The organism is Nocardioides cavernae (assembly GCF_013410035.1).
In the GTDB taxonomy this organism is placed as follows: domain Bacteria; phylum Actinomycetota; class Actinomycetes; order Propionibacteriales; family Nocardioidaceae; genus Nocardioides; species Nocardioides cavernae_A.
The window spans coordinates 1,227,991-1,240,486 of record NZ_JACCBW010000002.1 but is presented as its reverse complement, the minus strand read 5'-3'; the positions used below and the strand labels follow the sequence as shown (position 1 = coordinate 1,240,486).

General features: G+C 72.2%; 16 protein-coding genes. 4 read left to right on the top strand and 12 right to left on the bottom strand.

Features of this window, described 5'->3' with window-relative positions; all coding sequences use genetic code 11:
* Positions 1–23: 23 nt before the first annotated feature.
* The 5 genes from F4692_RS13470 to F4692_RS13450 are packed head-to-tail and all read right to left on the bottom strand — an operon-like array spanning position 24 to position 5,482.
* Entirely contained in the window at positions 24–3,023 is a 3,000-nt protein-coding gene (locus tag F4692_RS13470; RefSeq protein WP_179620119.1) for a UPF0182 family membrane protein, read from the bottom strand.
* 12 nt (positions 3,024–3,035) lie between these two features.
* A complete protein-coding gene (locus F4692_RS13465) occupies positions 3,036–3,656 on the bottom strand; it encodes a PPA1309 family protein (RefSeq protein WP_218858416.1) in 621 nt (206 codons plus the stop codon).
* Positions 3,653–4,714 (bottom strand): YlbL family protein, encoded by a 1,062-nt coding sequence (locus tag F4692_RS13460; RefSeq protein WP_179620118.1) that lies wholly within the window; start codon positions 4,712–4,714, stop codon positions 3,653–3,655. The genes F4692_RS13465 and F4692_RS13460 overlap by 4 nt, the downstream gene beginning before the upstream one ends.
* Before the next feature lie 39 nt (positions 4,715–4,753).
* The gene (locus tag F4692_RS13455) at positions 4,754–4,990 is read right to left on the bottom strand and encodes a hypothetical protein (protein WP_308645301.1); all 237 of its coding nucleotides are present in this window, start codon (positions 4,988–4,990) and stop codon (positions 4,754–4,756) included.
* A 42-nt stretch (positions 4,991–5,032) separates the two neighbouring features.
* Positions 5,033–5,482: a molybdenum cofactor biosynthesis protein MoaE gene (locus F4692_RS13450; RefSeq protein ID WP_308645300.1), complete on the bottom strand. Its 450-nt coding sequence runs from the start codon at positions 5,480–5,482 to the stop codon at positions 5,033–5,035.
* A 37-nt stretch (positions 5,483–5,519) separates the two neighbouring features.
* Between F4692_RS13450 and F4692_RS13445 the strand changes: the two genes are divergently transcribed.
* Together F4692_RS13445 and F4692_RS13440 are read left to right on the top strand one after the other, a co-directional pair.
* Positions 5,520–6,866 carry a zinc-dependent metalloprotease gene (locus F4692_RS13445; RefSeq protein ID WP_179620116.1) on the top strand — a complete coding sequence of 449 codons (1,347 nt, stop codon included), beginning with the start codon at positions 5,520–5,522 and terminating at the stop codon, positions 6,864–6,866.
* The gene (locus F4692_RS13440) at positions 6,863–7,471 is read left to right on the top strand and encodes an NUDIX hydrolase (protein ID WP_179620115.1); all 609 of its coding nucleotides are present in this window, start codon (positions 6,863–6,865) and stop codon (positions 7,469–7,471) included. Before F4692_RS13445 ends, F4692_RS13440 begins: the two co-directional genes overlap by 4 nt.
* Here the strand turns inward: F4692_RS13440 and F4692_RS13435 are convergent.
* From F4692_RS13435 to F4692_RS13425, 3 genes are all read right to left on the bottom strand, one after another.
* The gene (locus F4692_RS13435) at positions 7,420–7,959 is read right to left on the bottom strand and encodes a M48 metallopeptidase family protein (RefSeq protein WP_179620114.1); all 540 of its coding nucleotides are present in this window, start codon (positions 7,957–7,959) and stop codon (positions 7,420–7,422) included. The genes F4692_RS13440 and F4692_RS13435 overlap by 52 nt on opposite strands.
* Before the next feature lie 49 nt (positions 7,960–8,008).
* Entirely contained in the window at positions 8,009–9,106 is a 1,098-nt protein-coding gene (locus F4692_RS13430) for a PHP domain-containing protein (RefSeq protein WP_179620113.1), read from the bottom strand.
* Between the two features lie 299 nt (positions 9,107–9,405).
* The gene (locus tag F4692_RS13425) at positions 9,406–10,236 is read right to left on the bottom strand and encodes an enoyl-CoA hydratase/isomerase family protein (RefSeq protein ID WP_179620112.1); all 831 of its coding nucleotides are present in this window, start codon (positions 10,234–10,236) and stop codon (positions 9,406–9,408) included.
* A gap of 191 nt (positions 10,237–10,427) precedes the next feature.
* Here F4692_RS13425 and F4692_RS13420 point away from each other — a divergent pair, with 191 nt between their 5' ends.
* Together F4692_RS13420 and F4692_RS13415 are read left to right on the top strand one after the other, a co-directional pair.
* On the top strand, positions 10,428–10,586 hold the full coding sequence (locus tag F4692_RS13420) for a DUF5679 domain-containing protein (protein WP_090969683.1): 159 nt from the start codon (positions 10,428–10,430) through the stop codon (positions 10,584–10,586).
* 146 nt (positions 10,587–10,732) lie between these two features.
* Entirely contained in the window at positions 10,733–11,236 is a 504-nt protein-coding gene (locus tag F4692_RS13415) for a hypothetical protein (RefSeq protein WP_179620111.1), read from the top strand.
* A gap of 10 nt (positions 11,237–11,246) precedes the next feature.
* On the opposite strand, the gene F4692_RS13410 is transcribed toward F4692_RS13415, so the two are convergent.
* From F4692_RS13410 to F4692_RS13395, 4 genes are all read right to left on the bottom strand, one after another.
* Positions 11,247–11,411: a hypothetical protein gene (locus F4692_RS13410; RefSeq protein ID WP_179620110.1), complete on the bottom strand. Its 165-nt coding sequence runs from the start codon at positions 11,409–11,411 to the stop codon at positions 11,247–11,249.
* A gap of 120 nt (positions 11,412–11,531) precedes the next feature.
* A complete protein-coding gene (locus F4692_RS13405) occupies positions 11,532–11,726 on the bottom strand; it encodes a hypothetical protein (protein ID WP_179620109.1) in 195 nt (64 codons plus the stop codon).
* Positions 11,727–11,809: 83 nt separating this feature from the next.
* Entirely contained in the window at positions 11,810–12,160 is a 351-nt protein-coding gene (locus tag F4692_RS13400) for a WhiB family transcriptional regulator (protein WP_179620108.1), read from the bottom strand.
* A 121-nt stretch (positions 12,161–12,281) separates the two neighbouring features.
* A complete protein-coding gene (locus F4692_RS13395) occupies positions 12,282–12,467 on the bottom strand; it encodes a hypothetical protein (protein ID WP_179620107.1) in 186 nt (61 codons plus the stop codon).
* Between the last annotated feature and the right edge of the window lie 29 nt (positions 12,468–12,496).

Here is a 12,496-nt window from a genome sequence, read left to right as displayed (position 1 = left end):
GTCGGGCCGTTCCCAAATCGGGGTCAACCAGCCACTCGTACGGCCTCCTCGATGAGCGCGCGGGCCTCCTCCATCAGCCGCGCCCAGCGCACCGTGTCGCCCTGGCGCTGGGCCTCGTCGGCGTCGGCGAACTTCTGCTCGGCCTGCTGCAGGAGCTGGGCCACCTGCTGCTGCGCGTTGCCCGTCGGCTCCTCGGTCGGCTCCTCGGTCGGCTCCTCGGTCGGCTCCTCCGTCGGCTCCTCGGTCGGCTCCTCCGTGGGCTCCTCGGTCGAGTCGCCGGACCCGCCGTCGAGGGCGTCCTCGATGGCGCTGACGAGGGTCGTGCCGATGCCGACACGGTTCTCGTAGGAGACCAGGACGAAGCGCAGGATCGGGAAGTTCGACTCACCGTCGCGGCGCGTGTAGACCGGCTGCACGTACATGAACGTGTCACCGATCGGCAGCGTCAGCAGATTGCCGGGCACCCGGTCGGCGTCACCGGTGGTGTAGGGCAGCAGCGCCTGGCTGACGTCCTCGTTGGTCGCGAACGTGTTCGCGATCTGCAGCGGGCCGCCGCTGGGCTCGTTGGGCAGCTGCAGCACCGAGATCTTGCCGTACTCGTCGCTCGCCGCGTCGCTGTTGACGGCCATGTAGGCGGCGAGGTTGTTCTCCTTGCGCCGCGGCACGTAGACCGACGTCAGCGACCAGGTCTCGCCCTCGCCGGTGTCGGTGAACAGACGGTACGGCGGCTGCAGGCGGGTCGTGCTCTGCGGGTCGCTCGGCACCTCCCACCGGCTCGAGCCCTCGAACCACGCCGACGCGGAGGTCTCGTGGTAGCGCTGGAACTGGTAGCGCTGGGCCTTGAAGAGGTCCTCGGGGTAGCGCAGGTGCTCGCGCAGCGAGTCGGGGATGTCGTCCTTGGGCTGCACGACGCCCGGGAAGACCTCCTTCCACGCCTTGAGGATCGGGTCCTGCTCGTCCCACTCGTAGAGGGTCACCGTGCCGTCGTAGGCGTCGACCGTGGCCTTCACCGAGTTGCGGAGGTAGTTGACCTCGTCGGTCGGCAGCGTCTGGAAGCCGGTGTTCTCCTGCAGGGAGTCGTCGGTCATCTCCTCGAGCGACTCGCGCTGCGACAGCGGGTACTTGTCGGTGACGGTGTAGCCGTCGAGGATCCACTGGATCCGGCCGTCGATCATGGCCGGGTAGGGGTCGGAGTCCACGGTCAGCCACGGGGCGACCTTCTCGACCATCGTGCGCGGGTTGCGGTCGTAGAGGATCTTGGAGTTCTCGTGCACCCGGCTCGACAGCAGGAAGTTCGGCTCGCTGTAGCGCACGGCGTACAGGAGCTGGTTGAACAGGTTGCCGATCGGCACGCCCGCCTTGCCGTCGTACGTCGTCGCGACCTCCTCGTCGCTGCGGTCGCCGCGCGGCAGGTCGAACTCCCGCGCCTCGCCGGAGTCCGGGTCGAGGCCGACGATGCTGTAGGACGGGCTCGACTCGCCGAAGTAGACGCGCGTCTCGTAGCCGTCGGGGCCGGCGAGCTCGGTCAGCGCGTTCTCGTCGGCCTCCTGGCCCTCGGCCCACTGGATGCCGCTCTGCTGCGCCGAGTCGTCCTCGGGGCGCTGGTTGGCGTAGGCGGCGATGATGCCGTTGCCGTGGGTGTAGGCGGTGTGCAGGTTCGACCAGTTCTGGTCGCTCTCCGCGAGGCCGCTCTGGTCGAGCTCGCGCACGCCGAGCACCACGGCGCGGTCCTTGCCGTCGATCTCGTAGCGGTCGACGTCGAGCACGTTGGGCACCGAGTAGTAGGCGCGCACCTGCTGCTGCTGCTCGAAGATCTCGCTCACGATCTGCGGGTCGACGAGCGGGATGCCCTCGGTGATGCCGTCCAGCGCCTCGAGCCGGCCGTCGGCGGTGGCGCCGGTGCTCGCGACGTCGCGGACGTCGATCTGGTCGAGCTGGTAGGCCGCCCGCGTGGCGTCGATGTTCTCCTTGATGTACGGGCCCTCGCGGTCGGGCACGTTGGGGTTCACCCGGATCGCCTGGACGAGCGTGGGCACGATCAGGCCGAGGATGATCGCCGAGAGGGCGAACAGCGCCACGCCGACCGACGGCAGCAGCCAGGTGCGCCGCCAGATGTTGGCGAGGAAGAGCAGCCCGCAGACGATCGCGATGCCGGCGAGGATCTCCTTCGCGGGAAGCACCGCGTTGTCGGCCGTGTAGTTCATCCCGGTGAAGATCGAGCCGGAGTTGGTGACCAGGTCGAACCGGTCGAGCCAGTAGTCGACGGCCTTCGCGATCACGAACATCGCGAGCAGCGCCGACACCTGGATCTGCGCGGCGCTGGTCAGCCGCTCGCCGGGGCGCCCGGAGAGTCGGATGCCCCCGAACAGGTAGTTCATCAGCAGCGACGCGATCAGGCCGACCACGGCCAGCGCCATGACGTAGTCGACGACGTAGTGCCAGAACGGGAGGTCGAAGACGTAGAAGCCGACGTCCTTGTTGAAGTAGGGGTCGGTCGTGCCGAACTCGCTGCCGTGCTGCCACAGGGAGTAGCTGCGCCACTGGCCGGACGCCGAGGCACCGGCGAAGAGGCCCATGACGATCGACGCGGCGGCGATCACCCAGCCCATCCGGGGCGCCAGCAGCTCGCGGTAGCGGTCCATCCCGTCGTCGGGCATGCCCGGCATGCCGGGCCACAGGACGGGGCGGAAGCGGTAGGCCATCGCCATCGACACCGCGACGGTCGCGGCCATCAGCCCGGCGAAGACGAGGAACAGCCCGACGCGGGTGAGCAGCAGGGTCGTGAAGACCTCCTGGTAGCCCACCGAGCCGAACCAGAGGCGCTCGGTCCAGAAGGACGCGAAGCCGCTGAGCAGCATGAAGCCGACGATCAGGATGATCGCGGTGATGACCAGCGCCCCGGGTCGCCGCGACGCGGTGGCCGGGCGCTGGGCGCCGGGACCGGCCGGACCGCCGGGGCCTCCTGGCCGCTGCGGGCCGTCGGGGCCCTGGGGGCCGTTGGGTCGGTCGAAGGGATTGCTCATGCCGGCGCCTGCTCAGGAGTTCTCGTGGGTGGGGTCGGACGTGTCGTGCGGTGGGTCGTTGGGGTCGGTCAGCGTGGCGTGGAGCAGCTGCAGGAGTCCCGGCACCAGCTCGGTGCCGTTGACCACGGACTGCTCGTCGTCGTGGGCGCGCAGTCGCAGCGCGCAGTAGGAGGCGCCGGCGCGCGTGACGCCCGCGACCATCCGGACCTCCTGGCGGTCCGGGTGCTCGCGGGCGAACAGCTCGGCCGAGGTGGGGTCGTCGGGGATGTCGTCGTCGGTGCCGGGGGGCAGCACGAGGCGCTCGATCACGGCGGCACACCCGGCGACGCTGTCGGGCCACGCGATCGTGTGCAGCGCCTCCTCGAGGGCCTGCCCGACCGGCAGCGCGTCCTGCTCGACCGGCGTGAAGGAGCCGTCCTCCCCGGGCCCGTCGATCGACATCGCGGCGGCCAGCGCCGGCTCCTGCGCGACGAGCGCGGCGGTGTCCACGAGGGCGTACAGGCGCGCGGGCTGGTCCCAGCCGCCCTGCGCGACGTGCGCCTCGATCTCGAGCACGGCCGTGGCGAGTGCGGGGTCCTCCGGGAGGACCTGGGCGTCCTGGGGCAGCGCGGGGTCCGCGGGGAAGTCGGTCATGACGAGGCGTCCTCACAGGTGGGCAGGTCGGCGTCGGGGTCGGCGACCCAGTCGGCCAGGGTCTCGACGGCGGCGTGCATCGTGGTGGCCCTGGCGAGCCGCATGCTGCCGGGGTCCACTCCCCCGATGCCGTCGCAGTTGTCGGCGGGCACGAAGAACAGCTCGGCGCCGGCGTCGCGGGCGGCCGCGATCTTCTGCTGGATGCCGCCGATCGGGCCGACCTCGCCGCCGGGCGTGATCGTGCCGGTGCCGGCGATGTCGGCGCCGTCGGTCATCGACCCCGGGGTGAGGGTGTCGTAGATCGCCAGCGACATCATCAGGCCGGCGCTGGGGCCGCCGATGTTGTCGGCGATGTTGACGCTCACCTGGAACGGGAAGTCGAAGCCGACTCCCGGCGTGATCCCGACCCGCAGGTCCTCGCCCACGCGCTCCGGGGTGATCTGGACGGTGCGTTCCTTCTCGCCGCGGCGCACCACGAACGTGATCGGCTGCCCCTCGGTCGCGGCGTCGACGGCGTCGACGGCGTCGACGACGTCCTGGGGCTCCTCGACCGCCGTGCCGTCGACCTCGACGAGCACGTCGCGGACCTCGAGCTCGCCCTCGGCGGGCAGGCCGGGCGTCACGTCGAGGACCTCGACGATCGGGTCGACGTCCTCGCCCAGCTCGGTCAGCGCGGCGGCGATCGCGGTGTCCTGCGAGGAGACCATCGCGACCGCGGACTCGCGGTCGCTGGACTCGTCGGTCTCGTCGGGGGCATAGATCGAGGAGCGCGGCCACACCGCGGCGTCGGGGTCGAAGTAGGCACGGAGGAGGTCGGGGAGGGTGACGTCCTCCTGGGGCGTGCTCACGTAGACGGTCGTCATCCGGAGCTCGCCGTCGTCGTAGTAGGCCTGGTGCCCGGTGACCTGCACCGTCTCCTCACCGTCGGCCGTGCCGAGGATGTCGACGGTCGGTCCGGGGTAGTAGGTGACGTAGGGCAGCGGCACGAAAAAGGCGGTCCCCCACAGCACGGCCAGCAGGCACAGTGCGATCAGCCCCGCCCTGGTCCGCTGACTCATGGGCGCAACTCTCTCAAATGAGGGCAACCGCTGCCGGGGCTACCCCGCGCGGGGCCCGTGGCTGGGCCGTACGGCGATGCCGGTGCTGCGGTCGCGGGCAGGAGGGGGCGTACGCCGCGTGCCCGCTGGCAGGTCCTTGGCGAGCGCCCTGCCGAGGCGCTCCACCGCGACGTCGCGGTCCACCTCGCCGCGCCCGTCGCGCCCGGCCCACGACACCCACGCCATCGCCAGGACCGTCACGGCGACGGACGGCACGAGCCACAGCAGGATCTCCACGCCTCGAGCGTAGGGCGCCCCGGCACCGGGCGGGCGGAGGTCCTACGGCGTGCCGACCCACTCCTCGGTGTGGTCGTCGAAGACCTGGTGCTTCCAGATCGGCACCTCCGCCTTGAGCGTGTCGATCAGGTCGCGCGACGCCGCGAACGCGTCGCCGCGGTGGGCGGCCGTCGTGGCCACCACGACGGCGAGGTCGCCGATGACGAGCTGGCCGACCCGGTGGACCGCGGCCACGCCGCGCACGTCGTGCGCCGCGGCGACACGGCGGCACACGTCGTCCAGCCGGGCGAGGGCGGTCGGGTGGGCCGAGTAGTCGAGCGCCGTCACGCCCTTGCCGCCGTCGTGGTCGCGCACCTGCCCGACGAACAGCGTCAGGCCGCCGGCGCCGTCGTCGTCGAGCGCCGCGAGGACCTCAGCGACGTCGAGGGGCGTGTCGCGGATGTCGACGAGGCGCACTGCCTCGGGCCGGGCATCGGGCTGGGCGTCGGTCACCCGGTCGAGTGTAGGACCGGCCGGTACCGTGGGGGCCATGAGTGACACCCCCGGAGGCCCGGGCCAGCCGGGCCAGGGCCCCGATGACAGCAACCCGTTCAAGGGCACGCCCTTCGAGCAGATCTTCTCGCAGATGGGCGGTTTCGGCGCCGGCGGCGGCATGCCCGACCTCAACGCGCTGATGTCGCAGATGCAGTCGCTGTTCGCGCCCCACGACGGCCCGGTCAACTGGGAGACCGTCACCGATCTCGCCCGCCGCGCGGCGGCCCAGGAGCCCGACCCCGCCGTCAGCCCCGCGCAGTCGAACGCCGTCGCCGACGCCGTACGCCTCGCCGACCACTGGCTCGACACCACGACCGAGTTCCCCTCCGGCGTCACCACCACCGCCGCCTGGTCGCGCGCGGAGTGGATCGTGGAGACCATCCCCGTCTGGAAGGTCCTCGTCGAGCCCATCGCGGGCTCCGCGACCCAGGCCCTCGGGCAGGCGATGCCCGAGGAGATGAAGCAGCTCGCCGGACCGCTCATGGCGATGCTCGGCAAGGCCAGCGGCGCGATGGTCGCCTCCCAGGTCGGCAGCGGCCTCGGCGCCCTGGCCGGCGACGTGCTGAGCGCCTCCGACATCGGTCTGCCGCTCGGCCCGATCGGCAAGGCGGCGCTCCTCCCGACCAACGTGACGGCCTTCGCCGCCGAGCTGCCCGACGTCAGCACCGACGACGTCCTGCTCTACCTCGCGCTCCGCGAGGCCGCCCACCAGCGCCTGTTCGCCGGCGTCCCGTGGCTGCGCGACCACCTCATCGGCGCCGTCTCCGAGTACGGCGCCGGCATGGACTTCGACACCTCCGGCATGGAGGCGAAGCTCCGCGACGTCGACATGTCCAACCCCCAGGCGATGCAGGACGCGCTCGCGGGGGGCCTGTTCGACCCGGAGCCCTCCCCCGCCCAGAAGGCTGCGCTCGAGAAGCTCGAGGTGACCCTCGCGCTCGTCGAGGGCTGGGTCGACGAGGTCGTCAGCCAGGCCACGGCCGAGCGGATGCCGGCCGCAGCCAAGCTGCAGGAGACCGTACGCCGTCGCCGCGCCGCCGGCGGTCCGGCCGAGCAGACCTTCGCCACCCTCGTCGGCCTCGAGCTGCGCCCGCGCCGGCTGCGCGACGCCTCCACCCTGTGGGGCTCGCTGCGCACCCGCCAGGGCACGGAGGCCCGCGACGGCGTGTGGATGTCGCCGCACCTGCTGCCCACCGCGCAGGACCTCGACGACCCGCTGGGCTTCCGGGAGGACTCGGTCGCCCCGGGCGAGCTGTCCGAGGAGGAGTTCGACGCCGGGCTGCGCGACCTGCTGGACGGCGGTTCCGACGGCGGCCCCGACGGCCCCCGCGCGGCGGAGTGAGCGACCCGCACGCGAGCGCGCTGCGCACCCTCACGGCGTGGCAGCCGCCCACGCGGGAGCAGGCTGCGCTGCGCGAGCGCTACGTCGCCCACCTCGAGGCGCACCCCGACGGCCTCGCCAAGGCCTGCTTCCCCGACCACCTGACGGCCGGTGCGATCGTCGTGTCGCCCGCCGGTGACGCCGTGCTGCTGAACCACCACCGCAAGGCGGGCGCCTGGCTCGCCTTCGGCGGGCACCTCGAGCCCGACGACGACTCGCTGGCCGACGGCGCGCGCCGCGAGCTCGTCGAGGAGTCGGGCCTCGCGACCTTCGACTTCGACCCCGAGCCGCTGTCGCTGGACGCGCACGCGGTCGACTTCTGCTCACCCCGCGGCACCGTGCACCACCTCGACGTCCGCTTCCTCGCCACCGCCGAGCCCGACGACTCCCACGTCACGAGCGAGGAGTCCCTCGACGTCCGCTGGTGGCCGGCCGATGCGCTGCCCGAGACGTTCGAGGACATGTACGCCCTCATCGACGCGGCGCTCGAGCGGGTTCGGGGCCGGGGGCCGGGTCAGTCGTCGTCGTCGCCCGGCGGCGGCTCGAGGCGCGCGGCCGCCGAGTAGCCCTCGAGGTAGCCCTTGGCCTTCTCGGCCCTGGGATAGCGGTCGACCCACCCCCAGAACGCGGGCGTGTGACCGGCCTCGAGCAGGTGGGCGAGCTCGTGGACGAGGACGTAGTCCACGACCCAGGCCGGCATGTGCTGCAGCCGGTCGCTCAGGCGGATCGTCCGGTCCCCCGGCGTGCAGGACCCCCAGCGGGCGTTCTGGTTGCCGACCCACCGCACCGACGCCGGGACCGCGAGGCCTCCGAGGTAGAGGTCGTTGAGCTTGGCCGCCCGCGCGACGAGGTCGTCGTCGGAGCGCACCTTGCGCTTCTCCTGGCGCTGGACGCGGGCCACCATGTCGGCGACCCAGGTGGCCTCGTCGCGCTTGCTCATCGACGCCGGGATGAGCACGATGATCCGGTCGCCGTCGCGGTAGGCCGAGACGGTGCGCCGGCGGCGGCGCGAGCGACGCACCTCCACGTCGGGCGTACCGGACACGCTGCTCATGCTGGCAACCTAGCCCTCGCCACCCACGGCGACGCGCTGAACGCGCTGGTCAGAGCCGGGAGGACGCCCATGCCAGGAGCCGGTCGCGCTCCCAGGTGTTGACGATCCGGTCGGGGTCGATCCCCGCCTCGGTCGCCCGCGCAGCGCCGTGGTCGAGCATGTCGAGCTGCCCGGGCGCGTGCGCGTCGGAGTCGATCGAGAACAGGCAGCCGAGGTCGCGCGCGAGCTCCAGCAGCCGCGTCGGGGGGTCCCGGCGCTCGGGACGGGAGTTGATCTCCACGGCGACCCCCTCCTCCGCGCAGGCGGTGAAGACGGCCCGGGCGTCGAACTCGCTCTGCGGGCGGGTGCCCCGACCGCCGGTCACCAGCCGGCCCGTGCAGTGGCCGAGCACGTTGGTGTGCGGGTCGCGGACCGCGCCGATCATCCGCCGGGTCATCGGAGCGGAGTCCATCCGCAGCTTGGAGTGCACCGAGGCGACACGGACGTCGAGCCGGCCCAGCATCTCCGGCGTCTGGTCGAGCGACCCGTCGTCGAGGATGTCGACCTCGATCCCCTTGAGCAGCGTGAAGCTCCCACCCAGGTGCTCGTTGACCGCGTCGACCACCCCGAGCTGGCGCGCCAGCCGCTCCGCGCTCAGCCCGTTGGCCACCCGCAGGCGCGGGCTGTGGTCGGTGAGCACGAGGTAGTCGTGGCCGAGCTCCATGGCGGTCATCGCCATCTCCTCGAGCGGGGACCCGCCGTCCGACCAGTCCGAGTGCGAGTGCAGGTCGCCGCGCAGCAGCGCCCGGAGGTCCTCGCCACCGGCGGCCAGGGGCCCGGAGGTCGCCTCGAGCTTGACGAGACGCTCGGGGACGATGCCACGGCACGCGTCGGTGATCACGGCCGCCGTGCTCGGGCCGATACCGGTCAGCTCGGTGAGGGTGCCCTCCTCCGCGCGCCGGCGTACCTCCTCCTCCGGCAGCGGCAGGATCGTGCGGGCGGCGTTGCGGAAGGCCTCGATGCGGCGCGTCTCCTCGCGCTGACGCTCCATGAGGAACGCGATCCGTCGCAGCGTGGCGACCGGCCCCCGCGCGGGGATGCCGTCGGCGCCGTTCTCGTCCAACTTCTTCTCCTCCACAGGGCGGACCCGCCCGAACCCGCTGGTCATGGGCACAGTACGACGCGAGCGCCGGGCGTGTCGCACACAGGGCGCCCCCACCGCGGACGGCGCTCTCCACGGCCGGCCTCCGCGCGTCCCCACCGCATCCACAGGTCTGTCCACAGGGGTGGACGCGACGCTGTTGACCGAGGCTCGGCGCAGTCCCTAGCGTGGCGCCCCAGAAGGGCCCCACGGCTCCTCGACGTCAGCAGGGGAAGGCAGGCGTCGCGGGCTGCGGGGCCCCTTCTCCGTTCCCCCTCGCCCCCACCGCTCCCACCGCTCCTGCCGCGCGCGGGTCCGGCCGGAGCTCAGCGGCCTCGGAACTCCGGCGCCCGCTTCTCCTGTGCGGCGCGGATGCCCTCCTGGAGGTCGGCGGTCGCGAGCGTCAACGGCTGGGCGAGCGCCTCCCACTGCAGCGCGGCGTCGAAGTCGGCGTGTCCGCCGTCGGCGAGCGCGACCTTGGTGAGCCGGGCCGCGATCGGCGCCGTCGCCGCGACGTCGGCGGCCGTGGCGAGGACCTCGTCGAGGAAACCGGCAGGCTCGATGACGCGCGAGACCATGCCCAGCCGGAGCGCCTCGTCGGCCTCGACGACGCGCCCGGTGAGCAGGAGGTCGCGCGCGTGCGCGGGGCCGACGACGTTGGGCAGGAGGTAGGTGCCGGCCATGCCGGCGTGCATGCCGAGCTTGTTGAACGGCAGGCCGAGCTTGGCGCCCCGCGCGGCGTAGCGGATGTCGCACGCGAGCGCGAGGCACAGCCCGGCGCCGATCGCGTGGCCGTTCACCGCGGCGATCGTGGGCACCTCGAGCCGGCGGATCGACAGCCAGGCGCGGTAGAACGGCAGCATCCGCGCGCGCAGGTGGTCCACCGTCGCATCCGGCTCGCTCGCGATCCACGACGTGTTGCCGCCGCTGCAGAACGCCGATCCCTCCCCCGTCACGACGACGGCGCGCACCGACGGGTCGGCCGCGAGCGCGTCGACGGCCGCGACCCACGACGAGGTCATCTCCTCGCTCATCGCGTTGCGCATGTCGGGGTTGTCGAGGGTGAGCAGCGCGACCCCCTCCGACGGGCGCTCGAGGCGCAGGTGGGAGAGGGTCGGAGACGCCGGTGCGGAGGTCTGTGCGGAGGTGTCTGGCATGGCCCGAGGGTACTGATCCGGCTGAGCGTGGATGCATCTGGATTCACGCTCAGCGCGTGTGGTGCGTGAGCGTGGCCCACGCGTGGCGTAGGGTCTCCGACGGAGCGCCGACAACCGTCGTTGCTCCCCGGCGGGCTTCCCCGAGAGATTCCCCGTCGCGACGACCAAGAAATACGAGCAAGGAGGCCGTCATGGCGGAGACCTGGAGCGGTGAGTTCTACTGCGTCAAGTGCAAGGAGAAGCGCGAGGCGGAGGGCGAGATCAAGGTCAACGACAAGGGCACCAAGATGGCCAAGGGCGTCTGCCCGGTCTGCGGTACCAACCTGAACCGCATCCTCGGCAAGGCGTGAGCCTCACCCCGTGAGCTGACAGTCGAGCTGACAGCGGCGGCGTCACCCCTGCGGGGTGGCGCCGCCGCTCGCATTTCCGGCCGTCCCACCGGAGAACCCCTGTGGACGACCCGCTGCCCCCGCCGCCCGCGTGGCAGCGTCGGACCATGACCGCAGACGCCTACGCCCGCCCGGTCCGCGCACAGCTCGACTGCCCGGACGCCTGGCGCGAGCCCGTACGCCGGGCGCTGGGCGCGGCCGGCGTCTCCCTCGACGACGCCGCCCCGGTGGGCATCGCCGTCACGCCCGGCCGCCGGGTCTCCGACGTGGTCGACGGCTGGAGCGTCGACTCGCTCCCCCACCTGCTCGTCGCGGTGCGCCCGTACGCCGTCGAGGTGGGCCCGTGGGCCGCACCCGGCATCGGGCCGTGCGCGCGTTGCGTCGCCGCGGGGGTGCTCGACGACGGCGCCGCTGCCGTCCCGGGTGGCGTACCCCTCCCGCTGCTGGCCCTCGCCGCCGGCGCCGCGGCGCGCGACCTCGGCGCATGGGGACGCGGTGAGGCGCCGCACTCGTGGTGCACCTCGTGGTGTTTCGACCACCAGCCGGTGCCGACCGCGCGACGGTGGGAACGGCACCCCTACTGCGGCTGCGACTGGTTCGAGACGGCGTGAGACCGCGCGGTCACCACCACTCGGAGTCGAGCTTGCCCTCCATCGCCCGCAGGTGGGCGCGTGAGCAGGTGTCGCAGAAGACCTGCTTCCGGCCGCGCTCGACGGCGGTGCTCCAGGTCAGGGTCTCCGCCTCGGGCGCCTGGGTGCCGCAGAAGTCGCACGTCACGAGCTCCATGACGCGAGCCTAGCGCGCGGAAATGCCAGCGAGCCGGTACGTCGTCACCGTGACGACGTACCGGCTCGTGGGTGTTGCTCACCCGCGATCAGGGTGAGAGCCTCCCCCGAGGGGGACGGATCAGATCGCGCGAGCGAGGGCGAGACGCGCCTGCTGCGCGGCCTGCTCGGCCTTGCGGCTCATACGACGGGCCAGGGCCAGCTGGTGGCCGCGTCGCAGTTCGTGCGCCTCTCCCAGGCGCGCGGTCATTTGCGCGCGAGCGAGTTCTTCATGCATGAGATTCATGTCGTTGCTTCCGTTCCGGTAGGTCTTCATCGAAGTAGTTCCTGTGTTTCCTCGGAGGAGATGAGTTCGCGGTCACGCCGTGGCGGCGGCCCGTCCTTGCGGTGCTGTCCGACCTAGGCGACCTGGACGGTCTGCTCGGACTTGCGGGGCCGGCCTCGCGGCCGCTTGCGCGGGATCACCACGCCCTGGAGGAAGAGCTCGCCTCCCCAGACGCCCCACGGCTCACGCCGCTCGAGGGCTCCGTCGAGGCACAGCGCCTGCACGGGGCAGTCGATGCAGAGGGCCTTGGCGTGCTCCACGTCCGCGGGGGACTCGGCAAACCACAGCTCTGCGTCGTTGACGCGGCAGGGCAGCAACTCCTCATCCACTCCGGCAGCTGCATCGTGCAGGGCTCCGAGCGGGGCCTGCGGCTCCAGCTCGGTCTTGTCGGCAGCTCGGTTGCGGTCGAGAACGCTGATGGTCATGTGTTCACCTCCTACTCATTGACCTGATCGCGGGTTTGATGACGCTCGGAAAATCAGAAAGGCCGCGGATCCCGGGGTTCGGGTTCCGCGGCCTGGAGGCTGCCGATGTAGGTGTGATGACCTAAGTCGACGGACTCCAGGCAGGAGAACCCGGGAAATCGCCCTTGATGCGAACGATGGCGGCGGCGTCGCCCTGGACAGCCACCACGCCAGCACCGAAGGCACGCAGGCGCGCGCAGGTGTGGCCGAGGGTGGACATGCCGAAGGACGGCGTCCAGGCCGTCATCGTCATCGTGTAGTTCTCCATGGGGGCCACCTCCTTCGGGGCGTCGGGCG

Bases quoted from the DNA above. Each gene is read 5' to 3' on its own strand.
- F4692_RS13470 (WP_179620119.1), bottom strand. From the start codon at position 3,023: ATGAGCAATCCCTTCGACCGACCCAACGGCCCCCAGGGCCCCGACGGC.
- F4692_RS13465 (WP_218858416.1), bottom strand. From the start codon at position 3,656: ATGACCGACTTCCCCGCGGACCCCGCGCTGCCCCAGGACGCCCAGGTC.
- F4692_RS13460 (WP_179620118.1), bottom strand. From the start codon at position 4,714: ATGAGTCAGCGGACCAGGGCGGGGCTGATCGCACTGTGCCTGCTGGCC.
- F4692_RS13445 (WP_179620116.1), top strand. From the start codon at position 5,520: ATGAGTGACACCCCCGGAGGCCCGGGCCAGCCGGGCCAGGGCCCCGAT.
- F4692_RS13435 (WP_179620114.1), bottom strand. From the start codon at position 7,959: ATGAGCAGCGTGTCCGGTACGCCCGACGTGGAGGTGCGTCGCTCGCGC.
- F4692_RS13430 (WP_179620113.1), bottom strand. From the start codon at position 9,106: ATGACCAGCGGGTTCGGGCGGGTCCGCCCTGTGGAGGAGAAGAAGTTG.
- F4692_RS13425 (WP_179620112.1), bottom strand. From the start codon at position 10,236: ATGCCAGACACCTCCGCACAGACCTCCGCACCGGCGTCTCCGACCCTC.
- F4692_RS13420 (WP_090969683.1), top strand. From the start codon at position 10,428: ATGGCGGAGACCTGGAGCGGTGAGTTCTACTGCGTCAAGTGCAAGGAG.
- F4692_RS13415 (WP_179620111.1), top strand. From the start codon at position 10,733: ATGACCGCAGACGCCTACGCCCGCCCGGTCCGCGCACAGCTCGACTGC.
- F4692_RS13410 (WP_179620110.1), bottom strand. From the start codon at position 11,411: ATGGAGCTCGTGACGTGCGACTTCTGCGGCACCCAGGCGCCCGAGGCG.
- F4692_RS13405 (WP_179620109.1), bottom strand. From the start codon at position 11,726: ATGAAGACCTACCGGAACGGAAGCAACGACATGAATCTCATGCATGAA.
- F4692_RS13400 (WP_179620108.1), bottom strand. From the start codon at position 12,160: ATGACCATCAGCGTTCTCGACCGCAACCGAGCTGCCGACAAGACCGAG.
- F4692_RS13395 (WP_179620107.1), bottom strand. From the start codon at position 12,467: ATGGAGAACTACACGATGACGATGACGGCCTGGACGCCGTCCTTCGGC.